The sequence below is a fragment of the Okeania sp. SIO3I5 genome (assembly GCF_010672085.1).
Taxonomy (GTDB): Bacteria; Cyanobacteriota; Cyanobacteriia; order Cyanobacteriales; family Microcoleaceae; genus Trichodesmium.
On sequence record NZ_JAAHHT010000086.1, the window covers coordinates 1 to 23273 of the forward strand.

The following is a 23273-nucleotide window of genomic DNA, read 5'->3' on the forward strand; positions in this document are numbered from 1 at the left end:
TCGGCGACAGCCGAAACGCGTTTCATTTCGCGCAGCGTTTAATGTCGGCTGTTAGCCGAAAAGCGGAACGGAGTTCTATCGCTGAAAAATAATTTCTTAGATGATGGAATTTTTCCGTTTCTATATACGGATAGAGCAAATGTCTTGCTGCAATTTTCCATAAGTAAACAGCAAAAATCGTCTGAAGTTATTGTCAGTTAAGTGAAAAGTGCAAATAAATATTCTTTTGTGATGATGTAGTGCCTATAAAACTAAACTATATATATATAAAAAGTTGTTTGCTAGGTTGTCTTGCAGGATCTGATGAAAATTCATTATGTATAAATTCCACTGGCTCATAAGTATTAATCCACAAATGAGCGCCACATTTTGCTGGTTTGTAAGGTTCATAGACGATTTGGCAAGGCCCTGGAATATATAACTCATAACCATAATCGTTCCGGTCGCCGTCCTTAACAGAAAGGACTGGTTTCAATTTCTTTGGAGGCTTACCCTTATTACCTTTAATGTTGCTTTGATTAACATGAATCATTTTAGGTTCCTTGGGTTTTTCCTTGTGCCAGAGACCTTTCGGACCGCACCGAGCCGGAATGATTACAGGCATTCCATTCTCAGAAACTGGGATTTCCCAGAATCTACCATTTTTCTCAGCATCTTGGACTCTTCCTTGAGCCAATAAAACAAGCAGACGTTGACGAGAGATACCTAATAACAAAGACGCTTCTCGAGTACCCATGATTTTTCCCTCAACTGTTGGACAATAGTCAGTATCTAATAAAAAGGTAACTTTGTCACTCGTTACCTAAAAATAAATGTAAATGAGGTTATTGATTTTGTTTTTCTCTAAAATCTCAGAACTAAAACCTTTGAGAGACGAGAAATTTTCAACCACACGGAAAGCTCCTAATTTTTGGTGACTTGAAAATCTCATAACTAAGACGTTTGAGTTAGATTAGAATTTAGAAGTTAAGTAAGTATGATTGGGATTTATGTATTTTTTGAAATCTCCTGAAAATTCTCTGGCGATTGAGAATCAGCAAGAAGTTAAGTAAGCATTATTGGGACTTATACATTTTCTGGCCTTTATTATAATCAGATTCAATACTCAGCATTTGGAATAAATATTTCTATTCTACAGTTTTACATCCAATTCAATTCTATTACAAAATTGCCTGAAAACGCTCTAATCAGAGAGAATAGCATTATATAGCCATCTAGGTAGTCTCAGAGATTTATCAAGTGGAAAAACATTTGTCTTTTAATCAAATATTAGCCAACAAATAATTCAGGAGCAATTTTTTTATGTCAGGTACTACCATTAGAGTAACAACTCATAGCACTATTAATGCCTCTATAACTGATAATCAAGAAGGCTTAAAAAGCTTTAATGGGTTTACTCCACCTCCTAAATTTTCTGTAGAAAGGTTTTCTATATCATCCGATGAAAGTGGTGGAGAGTATGAAGTTGCAGAGGAGACTTTGGAAAGAGAAATTGGTCATTTGATAGATGTTGTTAAACGGGTGTTTACTAGAGCAGAAAAACAAACTCAGACTGAGATTCAACTAGATGAGATTGAAATATTTGCTGAAGTTAATGGAGAAGGAAAAGTCAGTCTTTTGGGAAGTGGGGTACAAGCTGGTGGAAAAGGCGGTATAAAACTTAAATTCAAAAGACAGCAAGAAAATGGCTAATAAACTTGCAATTACTATTGGAGTGCAGAAGTATAAGTTCATTCCTTCTCTCAAGTATGCTGCAAATGATGCTCAAAAAATGCGAGACTTTTTATTTGAGGAAGCCGATTTTGATGAAGTTTGCCACTACTCAGATTATTCTTCTGATTGTCGTGAATATCCAGAACGTTCTAACATAGAAATACTGTTGGAAAAGATTGGAAAATTATCATTAGGGTCTGACGATGACTTCTGGTTTTTTTTCAGTGGTCATGGTTCTATATCCATACATGATGGTCTTGACTACCTCATGCTTTCTGATAGCTATAAAGAAGATATTCAAAAAAGTGGAATTTCAGTTAATTATGTCATTCAACAGCTTAAAAAATCTGGAGCTGGGAATGTTGTGTTGTTTCTAGATATGTGCCGAGACCTGGGTATTAAGAGCATCAAATCGTTGGGAAAACAAACTGAACAAAAAGCTCGCCAAATGGGAATGATTTGTTTTTTCTCTTGTAGTCCTTGTGAATGTTCTCAGGAACTAGAGGAATTCCAACATGGGGCTTTTACTTACGCATTGTTAGAGTTATTCGGCGCAGAGAAAGGAGCAACTGTTAAGGAGTTAAATAAATACCTGAAAGAAAGGGTGAGACAATTAACCAGACACAAAGTACAACAAACTCCTTCTCTTACAGTTGAGCCATTTGAAATGTCTGATGTGGTTTTGATACCAAAGGATGGAACTATAAACGATTATAAAAATGAAATAGAAGAGGACTTCCTGACACCTATTGATGAAAACATTGGATTTCCCAAGTCACTAGAATATTCAACTCCGGTACAATCAGATATTGATCTAGGGAACCTGGAGGAGTATCTTATTGAATCTGAAACTGATAATTTGAATTGGGAGATTGAAGAGAGTAAAGAGGAAGTGATAACATTCCAGATGACACTCCAGGAGATATTGCAAGAAATAGAAATAGCAAAGGAACTAGATAATCAAGACTATGAAAAACAAGAAGAATTAACTCAGTCAATATTTACTACATTAGGTACTCAGAACAACTACTATAAATTTTCCTGGAAAAAAACATTAGGATATGCGATTTCAGGAATGATGTTATTTGTTGGCACTAACCTCGTTAGTTTTGATCGTCAATTACAAATGAGTGCTAAATTGCCTAAAGCACCTGCTCCAATTTTGAACCATGAATATAACAGAGTTAGACTTGTTAATCAGCCAATTAATAGTATCCCAGAACTACAAATCCTGGCAATTAAACAGTTTGAGCAAAATGATATTCAGGCAGGTAAAATGGCAGTAGAAACATTATTAAAACAAGGAGCATTAGTCAAGGCAGCAGAAACAATAACTGCTGTGCCAAAACGACTCAGTGACCATCCAGAAATAAATTTTATTAAAGGTAGATTAGCTTGGGAACTTTTCAAAAATAATAATCAAAATAATCTGATAGATGAAGTTATAAATTGTTGGGAAAAAGCGACTGACAAAAACCCAAATAATATTCAATATCAAAATGCTTTAGGCTTTGCTTATTACACCAAAGGAGATATAGAAAAAGCTTATACAGCTTGGTTAAAAGTGTTAAATTTATCTGGAGAAATTACCCCAGAAATAGAAAAAAATCGTCCTTTCTCTGATAACTACCAGAGCAATTTATCTGTGAAGAACAGAGAAGCTCTAAATGCTTATGCAGGTATAGGATTAGTGAGCCTTAAATATGCTCAAAATTTACAAAAAACTCCTGTTCAAGCTTTTAAATATGCTGGTAAAGTTATGAGAGAGGCTGGTCAAGAGTTTGATATCCTACAACTGCAAAAAAATTGGTTGTGGTCTCCTAGAACTCGTCAAGATTGGGATTTACTATTGAAACTTCGAGATATACAGCTATTTGAACAGAATAAATATTCTGACAATATTGCAGTAATTAGAGATTAAGATTTACCGAATAATTAAGATATAAAGCCTCTCCTATTCTATATAAGGATAAGGAGAGGTAATTTTTTATTAATTGTTAATTATTAATTGTTGAATGATCTTTGAAGAATATATTCTTAGGAACTTTACCTAATTGATAAGCTCCACGACTGTCTAAATATTGATATTCCCCTGGTTGTAATCCCGCATGAAGAAACTTTTTTGGATAACCAATCATCACAACATTACCAGAAGGATCTTTTGGCACAATTTTCTCTAGATATTCTCTGGCATTTGTAGCGCGTCGGAAAAATTTTACTGGTTGTCTAGTATAAAAAACTAAACTAGGTTTTTCAAAGGCAATCATTATTATTTCTTCTCCTGGTTGTCTAACTTCAACAATAGTTTGAGCTAATTGCCGTAAAGGTAATTGACGTTCTTGATCTACTAAAAACATCATTGGATTAATTGTAAAAATTAAACAAGCTACTAATCCAATAAAATTAGCACTCCAAATCCAAGAATTTTGTTTTTTTATCCAAATAAATCCTATGACTATTGCTGTGGTTATGAAGATTAATCCACCACGAATTAATAAACCTGAATTTCTAATTATTTCTGGGAAATATGGCATTGCTGGATCTCTATCTAGCCAATTAAAACTGTAGATAATTCCTAGGGCTAAAATTAGCAAAAAAATGATATTCCCGAGAACTGAGAAAGATAAAAATTGACCTTTTGATTGAGAAGTATTTCCCGTTAATCTGGGAACAGGTTTAACAGAATTATTTGTTGGGTTTACAGATGATTGAATAAAATTATTTTCAGATTTATTATTCTGACTAGAAGCTGCATCTCCATTAATAATAATATCGCTCCAAAATAATCCTACTAATATTGCTGCTGCAGGCATTAATGGTAAGACATAACTAGGTAATTTAGTGGCAGAGATGGAGAAGAAAATAAAGATACAAATAAACCAGAAAAAAGCAAATAAACCTAACTGTTCAGTTCGAGGTTTTCTACGCCAATAACTGCGTTGCCAAAATCTAGTTTTAGCGATCGCTACTGGTAAATAAATAGACCAAGGAGCAAAACCAATTAGTACGACTAAAAAGTAAAAGTACCAGGGCGCTTGATGGTGATTCACAACTTTGGTAAAACGTTCAAAATTGTGATAACCAAAAAAACTATCAATATATTCTTTTCCATTCACCAAAGTAACTAGACAATACCAAGGGAATGTAATGGTTAAAAATATTAAAATGCCACGCCAAATATTTATTTCTTGCCAGATTTGAAAAAATTTACCTACATATAATAGAAAGGAACCAATAATTAGTGCGGGTAAAACAATTCCAATCGGACCTTTTGTGAGAACTGCTAAAGATATTAGTATATAAAAAGCTAAATACCACTTGTTAAATAAGGTAGATTTTCTAGTTTTTGAGGATTGATTGTTATTGGGTAGATAAGAAATATTTTGTCTGATTATTTTGGTGTTTTTTGGCTGAAGAATGTGAGTATTTTCTGTTTGTGAAGCATATCCCATAAAAAAGGCAAATAGTCCCGAACACATACAACCTGTTAATAACATATCAGAAACTCCAATACGTCCCCAAGCAATAGTCTCTGGATTTAAAGCTATCATCGCAGCGCCAATCCATGCTATTAATAATCTCACCATTAAAAACTTATTTTTAGGAGTATATATCTCAGAGTTCAGGTGATAATAACCATATCTATAAAGGATGTAAAAACCAAAACACATTAAGGCAGTTGCAGATATTGCCGAAGGGAGACGGACAGACGATTCATTAATACCAAAAAGATGATAAGCGATCGCCATTAACCAATAAATTAAAGGTGGTTTATCAAAGCGAGTTTCCCCATTAAAATAAGGTGTAATCCAATCTCCAGTTTCTACCATTTGACGGGCAGCTTCTGCAAAAAGTGGCTCTGTTTCATCAATTAAACCAATATTACCAAGATTACAAAAGAAAGCTAACCAAGCAAGTAAGAAAAGCCATAAAAAAGAAAGTCCTAATATTAAGATATGACTTTTTGGTTGAGCTTTAAACCAATTGATAATTTTCAACTTTTGTATTAGTTTCATTCAGATAAGTTATCCCTTTTATTAATGGATAATGGATAATTACTTCTCCCTAAAAGGGAGAGGATTGACTAAAAGGAAAAAAATTATTTTTTCCCCCTTAAAATAGGAGGCTTTTAACCTGAATTATTTAATTAATAATTATTAATTATTCGGTAAGTCTTAAAGTTTAAACCCTAATTGAGCTAGAAATTAGCATCTAAGTATTTAGCTATTAGCGATCATATCTCAGTTTTTTATGAATTAAGTAAGGATTTGTTTAAGAACACTTATTTTAACTGAACAGCTACTTATTTATTCTAGAAATTATCTGAAATATATCAATAATAATTTCTTCGCATCAAGACAAGATACAAGATGAGCCTAATTTTAACGAAGTCAGAATTCAGAATTCAGAAGTCAGAAGTTATTTTTGTAACGGGGATTAGAGCAACGCTCCAAAAATATTTCGCCGATCAAGGCGGGGTTTTAGACCCAATCCTGTTTGATAATCTAGCTGAAGTTCGCAGTTACGACCCAGGAGGCAAGCTAAAAGCTGAGGACTGTTTTGCTGCAAATTCATGTCGCGGAGCATGAGCAGGAAATACTTAAATTAGCAGAGTAGCCATTATTTTTTTGGTTGTCCTGCATTGTAATAGTGAAGATATATATTTTTAAATTTCTTCCCACCCGGACCAGACCTCCGACACTTCCCACCCGGACCAGACCTCCCACCCGGACCAGGCCTCCGACACTTCCGACACTTCCGACACTTCGCACACCTCCGACACTTCGCACACCTCCGACACTTCCGACACTTCCGACACTTCCGACACTTCCGACACCTCCGACACTTCCGACACTTCCGACACTTCCGACACTTCCGACACTTCCGACACCTCCGACACTCTCTCTATCATTAGTGCACTACCACCATTTTTTTCATGGCCTTAAAATTAACTGCCATTCTAATGTTTCTGTATTCCAAATAGGAAAACTTGTTTCTCCCACAATATAAGGCCCCCAATATGAACGAGAACCATCTTGAGCAAAGACAACTAAAATATCTCCTGGTTTCAAGTTTAATTTTGCTCCTGGCAAAGAGAGTATTAATCCTCTACTACTACCTTCTTCTGGAGCAAAATCCCAGTGAACAGATTTTTGGTAAGATTGTTCTGAGGATTTAGCTAATAGTGCGATACGAATTGGATGATATGTACAGTTGCTAACTCGAATAGCTCCTCTATTGCTTTTGACTATAGATGACTCAGAAATATTTGTGGGAATATTACATTCTTGGGTTAATTTTGTTAGAGATTTTGGTAGGGGTGTTGGAGTAGAAATGTTTGATAAAGGAGGTTTTAAAATTGGTGAAGATTTTGATGTTTGTAATCTTGCAGACTCACTTTTTGTCCAGGATATTGTTAACTGGAACCTGCCAATAATTAGTCCTAATAAAAAGAATATTAAAGCAATAATAATTTTTGAGTAAGATTGAAATTTCATAGGAATTTAAATATTTATTTTTCTCCTTTAACTTGGCATCCTGATATTGTTTACCCTTAGACATTACAGCTTACTATAGTCGAAATCAGAAGTAAGTAGGGGTCATTTCAGTTATCAGTTATCAGTTATCAGTTATCAGTATCTCTGCCGCTCACCCAGAGGCTTGAAATAAGGAATATTCTTTATTTTATCCCCTTAAAAGAGGAGGCTTCAAACCCCAATTTTTCGGGGAATGGCTATTTGCCGATACTGGACTGATACAGCTAAAAATGTGCATTAGAGAGTAGGGGAGAAAGATTGTTGTTGGGTTTATCCTGCGGATAAGCTCCGCTAACGGTCTCTCAACCCAACCTACATCTATTGCACCATTTAAGGTGTCTCAGTCTAGTACATTATTACTGTGACTATATTTGGAGAAGATTAACAATAATGGCGACTGGTATATTCTGCTATGTTAAACTACATAATATGTCGCTATGTGGAAGTCAAAAGTCAACAGTGGTGCGACCCCGCGTTGGTGTAATACCAAATCTCAAAAATCTTGCTATATGTGATTGACTGGACGAGGATGGGGAGATGGGGAAATGGGGAAATATAAAAAATTTGGCAATGGCACTCGGATGAAATATGAAGGCTCAAAATCAATTCTCAATTCTCAATTCTTAATTCTCTTTCTAGTGGGTTGCACCAAAGTATTTTTAAGTTGAAAATTATATAAATTCAAAAGATATTTAACATTATTTATGCAAAGTACCCGTCTTAATAGATTACTGAACGTTATTCTGGAAAGGTTAAAACAATGGTTACTTAATCCTTGGCGTCGAATTTCTTTATTAATTATTAGTTTGTTGTTTGGTAATTTTGTAGCAACTGCTGTTTCTACTATCGCTGGCCAAGAAGGTTATTTAGATGTTTTGTATGCTTTAATTTCTTTGGTAATTACTGAAATATTAAATTGGTTAGTTTATGGCAGTAAAGGAAAAATTGCACGTTCTTTGGGTATAGATATTTTGAATAGTTTTAAAATAGGTTTCACTTATGGTCTATTTTTAGAAGCTTTCAAATTAGGCTCTTAACAGTTATCAGTTAACAGTTATCAGTTATCATTTAGCCTCTTTTCCTTTTGGGTAGTGCTATATTTATACCTGTTCTGAACTAAGGCAAACTTGCCTTTTTTATTTCTTATTGCCTAAAACAATTTAGGAAATAATACCAGGTGTGATAAATGTTTGCTACGAATCTCTGTTCCCTGTTCCCTGTTTTCTATTCCCTATAACTATAATTTTTATGGATTTTTTTAACTTATCTCTAGGAGAAATTTTACAAATTTTGCAGCAAGGTAAGTCTCTGGAAAAAAAAGAATTAGAAGCCTTAGCAAATCAGGAATTAATAGAACAAAAACGTGCCGATGTTTTTAACATTACTTCGACAAATGTGAGAGAAGTAATTATGGAGCGATCGCTTCTTTTTCAGTCTGTAATTAATGACTATGATAAGTTTCCTCTCAGAGACGATCAAACTTTAGAAACTTTATGGAAATTATGGTTACCTTTAGGAATAAAATTAGCTAATAAACGTCAAAATTTAGGTCGTTCATTAGTTCAAGGAATTTTAGGCGGACAAGGAACTGGTAAAACTACTCTGGCAAAAATTTTAGTCTTAATTTTAGAGAAGCTTGGCTACAAAACTATTAGCATTTCTATTGATGATATTTATAAAACTTACGCCGAACGTCAACTTTTACAAAAGCAAGATTCCCGATTAATTTGGCGGGGACCTCCAGGTACCCATGATGTTAGTTTGGGAATAGAAATTTTAGATAAGTTACGTCAATCTGAAAATCAAATTTCTGATAATTTAATTCCTATTCCTAGATTTAATAAGTCTCTTTTTAATGGTGCTGGAGATAGAATTGAACCAGAGATAGTAAGTAAAATTGATATTGTTTTATTTGAAGGTTGGTTTGTTGGAGTTCTACCAGTTGAAGAGAGAATTTTTGATTTTGCACCACCACCAATTATTACGGAAGCAGACAAAAAATTTGCCCGTGATATGAATAAACAATTAATCGAATATTTACCTCTGTGGGAAAATTTAGATAATTTAATTGTGTTATATCCAACTGATTATCGTTTTTCTAAACAATGGCGAAAACAAGCAGAACAACAAATGATTGCTTCAGGAAAATCAGGAATGAGCGATGATGAAATTGAAAAATTTGTAGATTATTTTTGGAAAGCATTGCATCCAGAATTGTTTATTAAACCGTTGATAAAAAATCCAGAATTGGTAGACTTAGTGATAGAAATTAATTCCGATCACTCTCTGGGAAATATTTATTATCCAAACTATTAAATGGGCAGTCATTTCAGTTATCAGTTATCAGTACCCCTAGCTGAAGCAAGAGGCTTGGAATACTGAATTCTCTTTTTTTATCCTCTTATACCAATTCCTAAAAGTAACGCTATACTTGGGTAAAACTTCAGTTATTAAGTAATTAACACAGCTCGAATAACTTTTTTTGCTAATTTGAGCCACGAAGACTGTTAATTATTCTTATTTTTACTTCTCCCCCACTCCCCTACTCCCCTACTCAATAAAATTCTGATGCTCCAGGAAAACCTAACCATTCCAATTCAACAACTTCATCTGGCAGTGGCTCCCAGAAATATATGCCTTGTTCATATTTTTTTTGTTCTTTTGATATTCCTTGTTATATTGCTCGATAGCTTTTCTACTTTCTTGTTTCAGGAAACTTTCCCAGTCAAATTCGATCATTATTCTTCTCATTAATGGTGTTTTAGATATTCGTAAATTAATGTATTTTGGTAAATCTTGAGAATCCTCATTTTTGAGAGCCGGAAATTGCATTTGTGCATCAAAAAACCAGATCAAAAGACTTCACTTGGGAAAGGTTTATTGAAGTCTTATATCAAGTCTCGTTAATTAGCCATAATAAAAATGTTCTTCGTCTCTAAGGAAGAATATTTTTCGCTCTTTCCCTTTCTTCCCTACTCCCTAAATTTTTTATTGTGGTTATTCAAAGAGACATGATATTATTAGTAATTTAATATCCAGGGTTGTTATAGCTAAGAAAGAATTGGTTAGGACATAGACTAATGATGAATCTTCGACTAGAAAAGGTTTTTCCAACTATTCCCTATTCCCTTCTATAACAACAAAAGCTGATTAATCTTCCAATTCCGCTATAGCAGTTTCCACTTTTTCCTTACCCTGAGAATTATTCTGTTTCTCAAACAGTTTTAAAGCTTTTTTAAAAGATCTTAACGCTTCTCTGTTACGTTCTCTACTTTTAAGAGCTAACCCCATTTTATAGTGAGCATCTGCATTATCAGGATTTCTTTTAATTACTTGCCGATACATAATTATTGCCTGTAAATAATTCTGCTGTTCTAAAAGTATCTCCGCAGCAGCAAACCTAGCTTCCACTAGATCAGGATTAGCAGAAGCAGCTCTTTGATAAAAATTCAAAGCACCTTGAACATTATTCTGCGCTTGATAAATTTCCGCAATTTGAAACTGAATATCTCCATTTCGAGGTTCTAAAAGAGAGGCTAATTTCAGAGCTGCTAAACCACCATTAGTATCTCCAGTAGCGAGTAGAGCTGTTCCCAATTTGATTTGTATCCCTGCATCTCTCGGTGATAACTGCACAGCTTGTCGCACTGCTGCCAATGCTTCAGAAAAACGCTTTTGCTTCAGTAATACCAAACCCATTGCAGCATGAGCTTCAGCATTCTGAGGATTAGACTGAATTGCTACTTGATACGCAACGATCGCCTCATTGTATTTCTCAAGACGAAACAATGTAGCAGCTAACCCTAAATGAGTATTAATATTATTACGATCCAAGAAAGAAGCACGGCGATAAGCTGCAACTGCGGCCTGATAATTTTCTAATTTGGCCATACTATACCCCAAACCATATTGAAAATTTGCATTATGAGGATCTATGGCGATCGCCTGTTGATAAAACTGAGCTGCTGCTTGGAAATTTTCTTGGAGTGCTTCCAAGTAAGCAATACCGGAATATATTTGTGCATTTTTGGGGTCTAAACGTGCCGCCTGTTGATATATTTTTATGGCAAGTTGATAATTTCCAGCATCTACTAATTCCCGTCCCTGGCGTAGTAGTTGATCTAACTTTGAATTCCCATTTTGATTAACTTGAGCCAATAATTTGACCCCACAAGTTGGAAAAGCATAGGAGGTGTTATTTGCCTGCCTATCTATTTTTTGACAAGGAACTCCATAAGCAATAGAAGGAATAGTGGTTATTATTGTGGCCACCATTAGACTACTGAATATTGATATTGTTTGTTTATACACGGCCAGTCTCAAATATTAGGTACTTATAGAAATTATTAATCATATCACTTTGTTCAGGAATATTTGACTCAAGTTCTGTAGTCTTTTTATAGAGAACAACAAAGCTAAGTCTAGTCAAAAAAAATTAGGAGATAATAAAGATGATTGTAACTACAACTGATGTAATCCAAGGCACTGAAGTTCAAGAATATTTAGGAGTTGTAACTGCTGAAGTAGTTTATGGTAGTAATGCTCTGAGAGATTTTTTTGCTGGAATTAGAGATATCATTGGAGGTCGTACCGGCAGTTATGAAGAAGTATTTAAAAAGGGTCAGGAAGATGCGATCGCCGAACTAGAAAAGCGTGCTAGACGTATAGGTGCTAATGCCGTTGTGGGGGTAGAAATAGATACAGGCACTATTAATGTGGATGAAAAAGGTGCCTTGCTATTAATCACTGCAACTGGAACAGCAGTCAAGTTAGCATAAGTATTTAATTAATAATTAATAATTAATAATTAATAATTAATACAGGACTTACGCAACGGTACTAATTGTAGTGGGAATATCCAGAATAATGCTGGATATATACACCATATATAGCGGTACTGGGTAAGTCCTTTCATTAATGAATAATGGACAATGGATAATGGATAATTACCTCTCCCTAAAAGGGAGAGGATTGACTAAAATAGACCTCTACGAAAATTAAAAATAGAATCAATTCTTATCCATAAATTATCAATTACTTCTCACTATTGCCTGTTATATGTTCCTTGTTCCCTGTTCCCAGTTAAGTGTTCCCTGTTCCCTCTTTTCCGGAGAGGTCTAATGAAAAAAAGATTCAAAAATACTCCCCATCTCCCCATCTATAAATTTTCCACACTCCGCGCCTCCTGACTCCGCGCCTCTTAACTCCTGACTCCCTTCTCAAAACACTATACAGAATGGAAAAGTGGTCATAAGCTGTTAATAGAACCTTAATTTTTTCTATAGGAGCGAGTCCCAATGACTACTACCACAAAATTTAATCCCTATCTCATGGGCAATTTTGCCCCAGTCAGCAAAGAAATAACTGCGGACAACCTGGAAATCAAAGGTGAACTCCCTAGAGATTTGTCAGGAATGTATGTGAGAAATGGCCCTAATCCTCAATTCGCACCTCTAGGTAAATATGACTGGATGGATGGTGATGGAATGCTGCATGGAGTAAGAATTAGTGGTGGTAGAGCAGAATATCGGAATCGCTATGTAGGGACTGGAGGATTTGAAGTAGAAAAAGACTTGGGTTATGCAGTATGGAGTGGTAGATTAGAACCTCCTCAAATGAATAATCCTTATGGACCTTATAAAAATGTGGCGAATAATGGTCTAATTTATCACAATGGCAAGTTATTAGCTCTTTGGGAAGCAGGTTTACCTTATGAAGTTAGAGTTCCTAGTCTCGAAACAATTGGCCCCTATTTGTGTGATGGTTACTTAGATTCTGCTTTCACTGCTCATCCAAAAGTTGACCCGATGACTGGAGAATTGATATTTTTTGGTTATGCTCTTGATGCGCCTCCTTATCTAAAATATGGTGTGATTTCTAGTAACGGCGAGGTATTGCAGACAGTACCTATCGATGTACCTGTGCCAAGTGGTCCCCACGATTTTGCTATCACAAAAAATTATACAATTTTGATGGATTTACCGTTACGGTTCCGTCCAGAACGAGAAGAACAAGGTTTACCTGCTTGGATGTTTGAAACTGGAGTACCAAGTCGTTTTGGTATTTTGCCTCGGTATGGGAGTAATGAAGATATTCGCTGGTTTGAAGCTCAACCTTGCTATATCAATCACATTCTTAATGCTTATGAATATGAGGATGAAATAATATTGTATGCTTGTCGAATGAGTTCAACTCATGTGTATCCTGGTACTTTGAGAGACCCCAATGAGAATATTCCGCGAATGTATGGGTGGGCGTTTAATCTCAAGACTGGTGCAGTGAGAGAGGGAATGTTAGATAAGAGACCATCGGAGTTTCCTTGTATTAATCATAGGTTTGTAGGAGGAGAAATGCGCTATGGTTACACTTCGAGAATGGCATCTTTGCGACCATTGTTTGATGGGATTATTAAATATGACTTCGCTACTGGTAGATCGTTACCCCATGATTTTGGTGAAAGTCGCTATGGAGGTGCTGTGACGTTTGCACCAAGAATAGGTGCTATTGATGAGGATGATGGTTGGTTGTTGACGTTTGTGTACGATCAGAAAGAGAAGCGTTCTGAATTATTGGTGATAGATGCTCAGGATATGAGAGGGGAACCTGTAGCGCGGGTAATTTTACCTCAGAGAGTACCTTATGGTTTTCATTGTACTTGGGTGTCTGAGATGCAGTTGATAGCAAATAGATAACTAGCTATCAGCTTTTAGCATTCAGATATCAGCTTTTTGAACTGAGGAAAAGAACGTCGGGCGATCGCTATTTTGGGTTTACATGAAAGTGGAGCGATCGCTATTTTAATTAACAAATAGATTGAGAAATTTATGAAATTTTTGAAAGCATATTTGGCTGCTTTATTTGATAGAAACTTAATGCCTACAGCGTTAAAAGTTGCAGTAGTTGTGGGTTCTATTTTGTTTATAATTAATCATGGTTCAGCTTTAGTAAAAGGAAAAATGAATCTGGAACGTTGGAGTTCTGGGTTGTTGACTTATTTGGTTCCTTATGCTGTTAATATTCATGGTCAATTTGTTAGTCAAAAACGTCAGGGCTTGTAACTGTTATCTATACTATAATATAGTAATATCATGTCCGGATAATTAGTTATAAAAAAGTTTTTGTTTGTAGTATAACTATGATTATATTGAAATATCTATGCTTCTTGCTCAAGCCCTAGCTAGGAAATAAACTAATTTTTTGTGCTAATTGGACTTAAACAAAATAGAGCCAGAAAATAGGTTCAAATACAGACGGGCAAAGGCTTTTACGTCAAAAAGGTATAAATCCTGAATAAGTACGGGTTCTAGCCATTTTTAAGGTATCGACGTAATTCCTTTACCTAGAGTAGCTTTGACGCATTTTTTCGACTAGAAAATGTTTAAGTACCACTAATCGTAAATCTAACTTTCTCTACTCCTTCAATCATTTCTAAAGCAAATTGTGCAGAGGTAAATGAATTATCATTTGGGAATGGTGATCGCTCTTGAATCTTTGTTTTCAATTCAGCGATATTGATTGTTCTTGTATTTTGATCTTTCCAAGGAATAGGCTCAACCTTTGCTTTAATTTGTCTACCATCTTGATCTTTCAATTCTTTGTAAAAGGTGCTCCCCTCATTATCTGAGTCCAACCCAAAATGAAGGGTTTCTGGCTTTTGGTGAATATCAACTGTTTTCACTTCCCCATGAAATAAACAAATCAATACATTAGCTGAAAGGCGATCCATTCGGAGCAATGTAAGTTTATCTGTGTCAGGAATAGCATTATCATCATTAACTAGCTTGCTATAACCATCAACGAGTAAACCAGGCCAACCTGCTACTACATCAGAGCGTAGTAAAAAGCCAGTTACTTTTTTGTGAAGATTGGTTGTGGGAATGTTTTTATTTGCTTGATCTTGTCGATGATCTGATGTGGTGACTCGCCCAATACTAAATGCCCCATCTAATAAGCATTCTATCCATAATGGATCGATACAGAAGAAACGAATTGATTCTGTGGGTAACATCCGTTCGTCGGAGACTAAATAATTACAGGGTACACCTTTGAGAAGGCTTAAATCTCTAAACCAGGATGATATTTCATCAGGAAGTTGAGTATTGGACTGATTGTAGAAAGGTAAATGACTTTCGGTATTTTGAATTATTTGTCCATGTCTATGGTTGCGCTTCCAGTGGTAGAGACTAATGGAGAAATTTTTACTTTGTAAAGCTAACAACCGTCCTAATTCCCAAGCTGCGGCGTAGGAAATATCAAACATACCGTTATTGGGATTGTAGCGCACTAGCTCATCAGCAGCACGGATGGGTAACGTGATGTTATCGTTAGGATTATTTCCGGTGATTAACGGACTATGATACCAGGAGAATGTTTTACCTCCTTGTCGTAAAAAGTGAGGTAGAGGAAGGTAGCCCATTGACAGGTATTTTTCGGCTTCAGCATTATCAACCTTGGGTAATCTGAGGATACTAGGTTCCCGACGATAAATGTCTAGGCGATCGCCTAATTTTTCAATTGAGTATTGTTCATCATCTTCATTGATAATTCGCCATAGTATTCCTTCCTCATCAACTTGTATTGTTGGATTAGAGAGGGCAATATTTTTGTCTACAAACTTGGGTGTTAAATTCTTAGTTTGGCTAGAGTTTAAATCTGGTATAAGTTCTAGGTTGTTAATACTAAAGAGGAATTCACCCCGGTTAATATGAATCAGTAATCCTTTAAAGCTTTGCTTTTCATCAACGCAAGAAAAACTCCAACTTTTAAGGCTAACTAAGCGAATATAATCATCATTTCCTGCACCTTGAAAGTTAAAACCTTGGTTGTCATAACGCCCTTCTATAGAAACAAGATGAACGGTACTGATACTGCCTTTTTTAGGTAGTCTATTACCAATAATGATTGCTAGTTCATCCCCAACTAACTTGTTTTGAACATCTGTTCCTTGGCGTACATGAGCGAGATATTGTAAATCTTCTTTAGCCGGTAATATTTTATCTAATAACTGTTTTTTGACATCAATTACGGTTAATTTATCGTTTTCGTGTTGTCCGCTTTCTAAGTGCAAAAAAACTTCATTTGTAGGTTGAGTTTCATCTTTGCTGACAACTTTAGGGAATTTCCCGGCATCTGTTTTAGGATTCTTTAATTGCCCAAGAGTGATAATTTTGGGTTTTGGTTTCTCTTCCTCTTCAAATAATAGGAGTGCTAACCAAGGTAAATTATTGCTATTAGTATCAACCAGACGTTCCCAAGGTAAGGTACTGCGGTTTAACACAATATGGGGTAGAACGTTGGAATGTTCGCCTAAGCTACCATTTGGAGGGAATACACCATGAATATCTGTGGGTTTTAAATCAAAGCGTTCTCCAAAAACAGCAAAAGTTCTAGTAACAGTGAAGGAGTTATCTCCTTGAATTTTTGCTCCTGCTGTAACTTCCTGTTGAATATTAATCTCATAGTCACCATCTTTTAAGGCAGGTTGATGGTACTGAATGAATTCGATTTTTGTGGGTTTAGTTGTAGTAGTTTCTGACATTTTTATCTGTAATAATTATCTTTTTTTTCGTAGGTTGGGTTGAGGGACGAAACCCAACAACAATCTTCCCCTCGTGGGAGGAGGGCTATTTCAAAGTATCGCAAGTTAACGATGAGCCAGAGAATAAGAGTCTGATTAAGTCAATGCTCCAATTTTCGGCGAGAGTAAGAAATTATCAGCAATATTTTCACTTAAATCAATTTCTCTAATATCTAAGTCTAAATTCATCGCCCTTAATAAATTTTCTCTGGCTGTTTTGACTGAGCTTTCTGTAATAGTCTCACGAATATCTTTTCCTTCCTCTTCATTAAATACCTTAATCGTTTCCCATTCATAAGCATTATTCACAGACTCAGTAGTAAATTGTAAATCTTGGCGATTAACAGCATGAGTTTCTCCAGGTTTGGGCTCTTCCTTGGGTTTAATTTCAAAGCCAGATAAGGTATTTTCAATAAATTGCTCACTATTCAAATCAGGAGTTAGGGATTCGCCCCAGAGTCCGGTAGGGGCTTTTTTCAAAATGGGGTTACATTCAAATTCTGCTTGGAATTCAACTTCTGTAAGAGGTGTCCCATCTTTGCTAATTGTAACGATCTGAGTTGAAGTTAATTCACCAGATTTAACTTCCATCGAACCAATACCAAATTTTGTATTAGCGTTACCGATGTCAATATTTATAGGAGTCGAATCATTCAGTCTACGATAAACAGCATTTTTTATGGGAATCACTGAATTGGTGACTAAACAGAAGTGTTTGGGATTAATTACTCCTAAGTCTGATTTGTCGTCTTGATTGACTTTTCTAACTAAACCATCTTTGACAGCTACACTACAAATAGTATCATCAGCCGGAAGGAAAGAACTTTTGAAAGTATTCCAGTCAATAGGTGTTGGAGTTTGAGAAGCATTGGCACCAAAGCTAACAGTAAAGGAAATAATCCAAAGATGGATATGAGCTTTACCTGTAAATTCCGGTCCCCAAATATGTAAGTCTGCCCCTACATCTATACTAATGTGATGAGTTCCGAAGAAGTGGAAAGTATAAGAAACTCCCATATCCACAGAGATAGAAGCATCATAATAATAAGGTTTCCAGGAAATAATAAAGTCTGCCCCAAGCTTAAACCAAGCCCTAAGACTACCACTATGCCAAGTGGCTTGCAGGTGTCCTCCTGCCATGAGAGCAGAAGCAGTAAGAGCAAAATAGGCATCAGCTTTGATGTTAATTTCGCTATTAACTTGCCAGTTAAATCCCAGCCGTGGAACTTTCGGATAATGTGCTGGTACTTTGAATTTGGGGTGGTAACCTCCTAGAGTCAGAACAAAATCTCCTTCATGTTCGTTAGGGCTAAACCAGGTATAGAATGCAAATCCTCCAGTAAGGTGGCATTTTTTCGAGAGGATGTAGGAGTTGGGGGTGAGTTGGGCGCGGATTCCTAAAAAGCCTACTGCGGGAAGGAAACTAGCTTTAATAGCAAGTTGGACTTCAGCGAGGGGGGTTTTACCTGCTTCTGGAGGGGCAAGGAGGGTGGATAAACCCAAGAGGTTCAGTTCAAAGCGTTTCCCAAAAGCAATACTTAATAGAGCAAAGGAGTCGATAATTTTGAATGAAGTAAATTTGACTCCCACAGCAAGAAATATTTCTCCAGTTTCAGGAGGAATATATTGGTGAATCTTGTCGAGTTCCTGGGTGAGTTTAGCTGCGTTGTCTTGACTACTGCTAGATTGATTTGGGTTAACCGCTTCCTCTACCAGAGGGAAGGTAGCAACTTTGTCTATAGTGGGCATTTTTAAAGCGCGGTTATAGCCGAAACCTGCAGCAACTCCGGTGACAAAGAAGAATGAGGGGCCGCCGAGGGGATAGTCTAAAACGGCATAAATAAATAAAGAGGGATGTCCTTCGTATTCGGCATAGGAGCCGATGGCGGAGAGGGTAAAGGTTTCTGCCTTAATGACTGCGGTACCATCGTATTCATCGTAAGTTTTGCCATCTGGAGTTGTGCCTTGTTGTCGTAAGAATGCGGCACCAATTTCTAAAGCACTCCCGCTTTTGTAGTCGATGCCTATCCCTTTGAGGTCAAATTCTGGTTCAATTTTGGTAATGGGGGACTTGACAGAGAGTCCATCTAGAGAAATGCTGAGTCCGGCAAGAGAGAGTTCAGCATCTAGCAAAAACCAGATTTTTGAGTCTTTGTAGTTTAAGCCTATCCTTTCAAAGTGGACGGGACCAAAGGCTTTTTGTAGTTTGTACCATTTTGTGCCATCAGGACTGTTGATTTCATCAGAGGAAGCAGGAGATGGGGAGGATGAACTATCAGAGTCAGATTCTGATCGTGTTTCCGTTAGGGCATTATTCTGATCGGTAGCATTTGGATTAACAACAGGTAGGCTCAATTGCTTAGTTTCGCTGCCTAATTGCATTGAAGTGGCAAGGTTTAATCCTTTTGCCACTTTTTGTTCGGGTAAGCTAATACCGCCTTCGGTGTAAAGTTTGTTAAGATTGCCAATTTCATCTGAGGTAAAGATTGCCCTAGCGAATAAGATTTGAAATGATGATTTAATGGTTTGATTCGGTGCGAATTTTTTCCCGACTAAGGGGAGGTTAGAGAGATTAATTGCACCACCAATATTTAACCCAAAGAGGAAATTTTTTGTTGTCGATGACGCCTTTTGAGAGAAGGCAAACAGGGCATCTTTAAGGCTGATTTTTAGATCTTTTGGAATGGATTTTGCTAAATCTGAATCAAGATAGCTGATGAGTTGTTTAATACTTACCTCAGGATGTTCATCGTGATAAGCAGCGAGGAACGTTTTGGAGGTTTTATCTGTATCAAAGATGAGGGCAAATTGTAAGTCACCAATAGTAATATGACCGTCAAAATGCTTATTATAAGAACCGTCTTGTTGTTGGATGATATTAATATTGACTGTAATATCAACTTCTTTCCCTTCGATGGGAAATTCCGCTTTGCAGATAAAAGTAAAGTTTTTGGTTTTAGTGTTGAAGGAGATACCCAGATTTTGAATACTTAGTTCTGCTATACCTTCGGGTAGATTAACTGCACCAAATTTACTTCCTAAGTCATCTGTCAAATTTGGTTTTCCACTGCTACCGTCCGAAGGTCCAATGGGAATTGCTTGTCCGTGTCCTGTACTGCCTTTAAATTCCCAGCCTCCACTTGTGGTATCATAATCTGCAATTACAAAAACATCCATATTAGCTACTCTAAACTCTGCTGAGATAGTGTAATCGCTACCACTACCATCACCATAGCGAGCCATGCTCATCTGAATTTGAGTTAGAGTAATACTTTGCGTAATATCCCAATCGCCAGTAATCTCAAGGTTAACCGAGAAGCTTTTCTCCCGATAATTACCCCATAATTCCATTCGGGTAAACTCAATCTTTGGCAACTCAATTCCAGAAAAGATACGTTCTGCCATAGCAGACACATCCAGTGTTTGTCCTTGAGACATAGCTGCATAGAATGTCATATCTGGATACCGCATACTTGTCTCAAATTGAGTTGAGCCTAAATGCCAAATTCCCTGTAATTCCCCTTCAAATTCTAAGCTTTTTGAGTTAAAGGGATCATAAAAAGTTAGGTTTAGGCTGGGTTTGAGAGAGATAATATCCGCAATCAGAACAATATCATCTTGAGTGGTTACACTTAAACTGAGTTCAGGAACTGATTCATTGGGAAGGTTAATAAATATTCTTAACTCAGATAATTTAATATTCAGTAAACTAGCTAATGTATCGGGAAAATAGTCATTTAAAGTGCCTATATTTAGTAATTTTATCCACTCACCCAAAGTAGGGAATTGAGTTAAAGTAATTGATAAAATTTGGTAGTAAAGGTCAAGAGATGCTGTAACTGAAAAGACAGTATTATTGTTAACTTTAATTGAACCATTAACAGAAACCTCTGGAAAGATTTCAGAACTATGTGTTAATGGAAAGCTCATAGCGATTTCATTAAGTGCAAAAGTCAACAGACCAAAACTTTTCTGTGCGTCAATAGCCTTGCTGAAATTAAAGTAAGGACTAGAATCTTTTAAGTAAATCAGACCAGTGCAGTCAGATTCTTCTGTATAAATTCCACCCAATATTTTAGAGAATAAACCACTAACATCATTGTCTATCTGTAGGTTAACTGGAAAATTGAGTCCTTCTTTAATCTCTTGAATAGACGAAGAAAGGTTGTTAATCTGAATAGTTGTATCGAGTTGTTCTTTTGGTAAATCAACAGAGGCGACAACTATATTTCTATTCTGCTTAGTAAACTCAATTTTTTCAACATAATAGTCTAAACCAATCTCCCTTGGTTCTGTCCGATCTGGTTCTATTTGATATTGCACAAAATAGTCATCAGCAGTCAAATCTGCTGGCGGGGTTATTTGAAAAATACTATGTCGTTCGCTGAGATAATCAAAAAGATAGAAATTTACCTCAATATTTTCCCACGAAAATAATTTCTCAAAGGTTCCATTAAAAGTGAGCTGATTATCTTTTCTTGCAATGTTTTGACATTCTTTGATTGAAAAGTTTTGCTGTTTAAACAGTTTAGTTAAACTTTTATAAAAATCTTGCCTAACTATTTCTGGCGATAGCGATAAAGTTTTGGTATTCTTGATTTGATTCTCGATCTGCTCAAAAGTATTCATTTTGTTCATTATTTGCTTGCTATTTTTACTAGATTTTATTCATAATTCTATTGACTTCTGTTTGATTATTTGGCAGATTGGGAAGCTGATTGTTATTGTGATTGTATACAACATCTAAAATTACACAAAATTTCAAATATTCACCGATATTTTTGCTTGTAATTTTGTTCAATTCTTCAAAGATTTTAGTCAGTTTTTCGTCTGGTGTCATCGCTATATTGCTAAGTATCAGCTTTACTTTGTTTAGAGATCTTATGTTTGTTTCTTGTTTGGTATTGGTGCCTACTGTAACTGTATAAGATGTAGATTTTTCTAATGTCGGGATTAAGTAATTTAAATAAATACGAAGATTTTGAGAAAAATTAGTTCCTAGCCATTTTTGGACTATTGATTTTGGATTATTATTTTGAAACATATCCAACACATTTTCAAAATGGTCTAATTTTTGCCAAGGTGGATTTTCTGGAACATCTGGAAGAGTTGCTGGAGGAGTTACTTCCCATTTTTGAGCCCATTGAATTAGCTTGGTTCGTATATTCATTGGCTCGTGATCATTGAATATACCTGATTCGTCTATATTACTATTATTTGTGTCTGTGTCACTATTATTTTTTGTGTCTGTTTTACTAGGAATATGAACGTAGCCACCTACATGCTCAACTTTAGCAATCTTTAATCGTCTTTTTGTAGTAATCGCATCTAAGCCAAGCACAATACGCCTTGCATAAACCTTACTATTAAATGCATACGCAAAGTCTTTATCCCCAACAGCAGGTGCGCCAAAAGTGATTAAGCTGAGTCTTTCCCATGGCCATGATTCTAGTATGTCTGGCATCTGTCGAACTCCAGTCGCTATCTTACTGTATTCATTACCAAGGGAAACAGCACTAGCAAAATGGGCAGCAAGTCCTCCACCTAGGCTATGTCCCGTGACATAGATCGCTCTAGGTGCGGTATTTCTTCTTTGCTGAATATTTGTTAAACTCGCAATGATTTGTCTGATAATATTATCTATGCTGTCGCTAAATCCATGACTACACTTACCGAATTTACTGATATCGGTATTTTCGACCATATTGAATATAGAGTCTGTATCTGTTACCCAATCAGGATTTCCTTTGCTGCTGAAGAACCCTTCTTTAAATGCCCTAACAACCCAGCCACTTCGACTTCCCCGAAATACAATATGGATGTCATAACCTGTAGAGGATTTTTCTTGATATTCTTTATCAAGTACAAAGCCCATCATGCTTTTAAGACCCCCGTGGCCATTCCTTAGTCCAGTTTCTCCCTCAAAGCAGTATAGATGATCATTCCCATTCTGATGATTATTCCCATTCTTGGGAAAGATTTCTTCTGGCTTAGGATCAAGAGCCATTTTAACTATGTATGTTGTATTGATTGAGTTGGTGATTGCTTGTGGTGCCTGAAATACTGACCACTTATCGCCTGGTTCCGGTTTGGTAAAACAAGGTTTAGTTGGATCTATACGGGTATAGTCGCTGACAATAGGATCTAAATAATCTGGACAGTTGTATCCTTCTATTGGCTGCTTTCTGCGTATTTCAGCCATAAAATTGTCACGACGAGAACGACTTTTTAGTGCCATTTGCTCGTAATAGGGATCCATTGGCCAAATCAAGGTTTGGGCATATAGATGGTAAGAAAGGATACATAAATCTAGGTGATAGACAAGTTCGTGATACATTAATGATTACCTCTAGAATTGGAGTTGAAATGGGAGGCGATCGCTTTTCACTTTTTATTGCCGAACGCCTCTAGAATTGGAGTTGAAATGGGAGGCGATCGCTTTTCAG

The 23273-nt window shown here is 36.2% G+C and carries 19 protein-coding genes; 10 read left to right on the forward strand and 9 right to left on the reverse strand.

Going from position 1 to position 23273, the window contains the following annotated elements:
* Positions 1-256 precede the first annotated feature (256 nt).
* Positions 257-736: a hypothetical protein gene (locus F6K40_RS19490; protein WP_293138761.1), complete on the reverse strand. Its 480-nt coding sequence runs from the start codon at positions 734-736 to the stop codon at positions 257-259.
* Between the two features lie 566 nt (positions 737-1302).
* Here F6K40_RS19490 and F6K40_RS19495 point away from each other — a divergent pair.
* Together F6K40_RS19495 and F6K40_RS19500 are read left to right on the forward strand one after the other, a co-directional pair.
* Positions 1303-1692: a Pepco domain-containing protein gene (locus F6K40_RS19495; RefSeq protein WP_293138762.1), complete on the forward strand. Its 390-nt coding sequence runs from the start codon at positions 1303-1305 to the stop codon at positions 1690-1692.
* Positions 1685-3634: a caspase family protein gene (locus F6K40_RS19500; RefSeq protein ID WP_293138763.1), complete on the forward strand. Its 1950-nt coding sequence runs from the start codon at positions 1685-1687 to the stop codon at positions 3632-3634. The genes F6K40_RS19495 and F6K40_RS19500 overlap by 8 nt, the downstream gene beginning before the upstream one ends.
* A gap of 76 nt (positions 3635-3710) precedes the next feature.
* Here F6K40_RS19500 and F6K40_RS19505 read toward each other — a convergent pair whose 3' ends face one another.
* The gene (locus F6K40_RS19505; RefSeq protein ID WP_293138764.1) at positions 3711-5729 is read right to left on the reverse strand and encodes an ArnT family glycosyltransferase; all 2019 of its coding nucleotides are present in this window, start codon (positions 5727-5729) and stop codon (positions 3711-3713) included.
* A 354-nt stretch (positions 5730-6083) separates the two neighbouring features.
* Here F6K40_RS19505 and F6K40_RS19510 point away from each other — a divergent pair, with 354 nt between their 5' ends.
* Positions 6084-6302, forward strand: coding sequence for a hypothetical protein (locus F6K40_RS19510; RefSeq protein WP_293138765.1), 219 nt, complete (start codon positions 6084-6086; stop codon positions 6300-6302).
* Between the two features lie 77 nt (positions 6303-6379).
* On the opposite strand, the gene F6K40_RS19515 is transcribed toward F6K40_RS19510, so the two are convergent.
* A complete protein-coding gene (locus F6K40_RS19515; RefSeq protein ID WP_293138766.1) occupies positions 6380-6625 on the reverse strand; it encodes a hypothetical protein in 246 nt (81 codons plus the stop codon).
* A gap of 22 nt (positions 6626-6647) precedes the next feature.
* Positions 6648-7211: a hypothetical protein gene (locus F6K40_RS19520; RefSeq protein WP_293138767.1), complete on the reverse strand. Its 564-nt coding sequence runs from the start codon at positions 7209-7211 to the stop codon at positions 6648-6650.
* 429 nt (positions 7212-7640) lie between these two features.
* Between F6K40_RS19520 and F6K40_RS19525 the strand changes: the two genes are divergently transcribed.
* From F6K40_RS19525 to F6K40_RS19535, 3 genes are all read left to right on the forward strand, one after another.
* Complete coding sequence (locus F6K40_RS19525) at positions 7641-7769, forward strand: hypothetical protein (RefSeq protein WP_293138768.1); 129 nt, start codon at positions 7641-7643, stop codon at positions 7767-7769.
* Between the two features lie 185 nt (positions 7770-7954).
* Complete coding sequence (locus F6K40_RS19530; RefSeq protein WP_293138769.1) at positions 7955-8287, forward strand: DUF565 domain-containing protein; 333 nt, start codon at positions 7955-7957, stop codon at positions 8285-8287.
* Between the two features lie 211 nt (positions 8288-8498).
* Entirely contained in the window at positions 8499-9566 is a 1068-nt protein-coding gene (locus F6K40_RS19535) for a glycerate kinase (RefSeq protein ID WP_293138770.1), read from the forward strand.
* Between the two features lie 267 nt (positions 9567-9833).
* Here the strand turns inward: F6K40_RS19535 and F6K40_RS19540 are convergent, their stop codons facing one another.
* Together F6K40_RS19540 and F6K40_RS19545 are read right to left on the reverse strand one after the other, a co-directional pair.
* Positions 9834-10082, reverse strand: a complete 249-nt coding sequence (locus tag F6K40_RS19540) for a hypothetical protein (protein WP_293138771.1) — start codon at positions 10080-10082, stop codon at positions 9834-9836.
* A 318-nt stretch (positions 10083-10400) separates the two neighbouring features.
* The gene (locus F6K40_RS19545) at positions 10401-11561 is read right to left on the reverse strand and encodes a tetratricopeptide repeat protein (RefSeq protein ID WP_293138772.1); all 1161 of its coding nucleotides are present in this window, start codon (positions 11559-11561) and stop codon (positions 10401-10403) included.
* A 140-nt stretch (positions 11562-11701) separates the two neighbouring features.
* Here F6K40_RS19545 and F6K40_RS19550 point away from each other — a divergent pair, with 140 nt between their 5' ends.
* The 3 genes from F6K40_RS19550 (at position 11702) to nrtS (ending at position 14308) form a co-directional block, all read left to right on the forward strand.
* Positions 11702-12028 (forward strand): YbjQ family protein, encoded by a 327-nt coding sequence (locus F6K40_RS19550; protein WP_293138773.1) that lies wholly within the window; start codon positions 11702-11704, stop codon positions 12026-12028.
* Positions 12029-12547: 519 nt separating this feature from the next.
* A complete protein-coding gene (locus tag F6K40_RS19555; protein ID WP_293138774.1) occupies positions 12548-13942 on the forward strand; it encodes a carotenoid oxygenase family protein in 1395 nt (464 codons plus the stop codon).
* Positions 13943-14074: 132 nt separating this feature from the next.
* Positions 14075-14308, forward strand: coding sequence for a nitrate/nitrite transporter NrtS (gene nrtS / locus F6K40_RS19560; protein ID WP_293138775.1), 234 nt, complete (start codon positions 14075-14077; stop codon positions 14306-14308).
* A 320-nt stretch (positions 14309-14628) separates the two neighbouring features.
* Here the strand turns inward: nrtS and F6K40_RS19565 are convergent, their stop codons facing one another.
* The 3 genes from F6K40_RS19565 to F6K40_RS19575 all read right to left on the reverse strand — a co-directional run bounded on the left by F6K40_RS19565 (position 14629) and on the right by F6K40_RS19575 (position 23065).
* On the reverse strand, positions 14629-16788 hold the full coding sequence (locus tag F6K40_RS19565) for a hypothetical protein (protein WP_293138776.1): 2160 nt from the start codon (positions 16786-16788) through the stop codon (positions 14629-14631).
* Between the two features lie 135 nt (positions 16789-16923).
* Complete coding sequence (locus F6K40_RS19570; RefSeq protein ID WP_293138777.1) at positions 16924-21465, reverse strand: DUF6603 domain-containing protein; 4542 nt, start codon at positions 21463-21465, stop codon at positions 16924-16926.
* A gap of 19 nt (positions 21466-21484) precedes the next feature.
* The gene (locus F6K40_RS19575; protein ID WP_293138778.1) at positions 21485-23065 is read right to left on the reverse strand and encodes a lipase family protein; all 1581 of its coding nucleotides are present in this window, start codon (positions 23063-23065) and stop codon (positions 21485-21487) included.
* A gap of 20 nt (positions 23066-23085) precedes the next feature.
* Between F6K40_RS19575 and F6K40_RS19580 the strand changes: the two genes are divergently transcribed.
* The gene (locus F6K40_RS19580; RefSeq protein WP_293138779.1) at positions 23086-23238 is read left to right on the forward strand and encodes a hypothetical protein; all 153 of its coding nucleotides are present in this window, start codon (positions 23086-23088) and stop codon (positions 23236-23238) included.
* Positions 23239-23273: the final 35 nt, after the last annotated feature.

Coding starts and splice junctions, on each gene's coding strand:
- F6K40_RS19490 (WP_293138761.1), bottom strand. CDS start 736: ATGGGTACTCGAGAAGCGTCTTTGTTATTAGGTATCTCTCGTCAACGT.
- F6K40_RS19495 (WP_293138762.1), top strand. CDS start 1,303: ATGTCAGGTACTACCATTAGAGTAACAACTCATAGCACTATTAATGCC.
- F6K40_RS19500 (WP_293138763.1), top strand. CDS start 1,685: ATGGCTAATAAACTTGCAATTACTATTGGAGTGCAGAAGTATAAGTTC.
- F6K40_RS19505 (WP_293138764.1), bottom strand. CDS start 5,729: ATGAAACTAATACAAAAGTTGAAAATTATCAATTGGTTTAAAGCTCAA.
- F6K40_RS19510 (WP_293138765.1), top strand. CDS start 6,084: ATGAGCCTAATTTTAACGAAGTCAGAATTCAGAATTCAGAAGTCAGAA.
- F6K40_RS19515 (WP_293138766.1), bottom strand. CDS start 6,625: ATGATAGAGAGAGTGTCGGAGGTGTCGGAAGTGTCGGAAGTGTCGGAA.
- F6K40_RS19520 (WP_293138767.1), bottom strand. CDS start 7,211: ATGAAATTTCAATCTTACTCAAAAATTATTATTGCTTTAATATTCTTT.
- F6K40_RS19525 (WP_293138768.1), top strand. CDS start 7,641: ATGGCGACTGGTATATTCTGCTATGTTAAACTACATAATATGTCGCTA.
- F6K40_RS19530 (WP_293138769.1), top strand. CDS start 7,955: ATGCAAAGTACCCGTCTTAATAGATTACTGAACGTTATTCTGGAAAGG.
- F6K40_RS19535 (WP_293138770.1), top strand. CDS start 8,499: ATGGATTTTTTTAACTTATCTCTAGGAGAAATTTTACAAATTTTGCAG.
- F6K40_RS19540 (WP_293138771.1), bottom strand. CDS start 10,082: ATGCAATTTCCGGCTCTCAAAAATGAGGATTCTCAAGATTTACCAAAA.
- F6K40_RS19550 (WP_293138773.1), top strand. CDS start 11,702: ATGATTGTAACTACAACTGATGTAATCCAAGGCACTGAAGTTCAAGAA.
- F6K40_RS19555 (WP_293138774.1), top strand. CDS start 12,548: ATGACTACTACCACAAAATTTAATCCCTATCTCATGGGCAATTTTGCC.
- nrtS (WP_293138775.1), top strand. CDS start 14,075: ATGAAATTTTTGAAAGCATATTTGGCTGCTTTATTTGATAGAAACTTA.
- F6K40_RS19565 (WP_293138776.1), bottom strand. CDS start 16,788: ATGTCAGAAACTACTACAACTAAACCCACAAAAATCGAATTCATTCAG.
- F6K40_RS19570 (WP_293138777.1), bottom strand. CDS start 21,465: ATGAACAAAATGAATACTTTTGAGCAGATCGAGAATCAAATCAAGAAT.
- F6K40_RS19575 (WP_293138778.1), bottom strand. CDS start 23,065: ATGGCACTAAAAAGTCGTTCTCGTCGTGACAATTTTATGGCTGAAATA.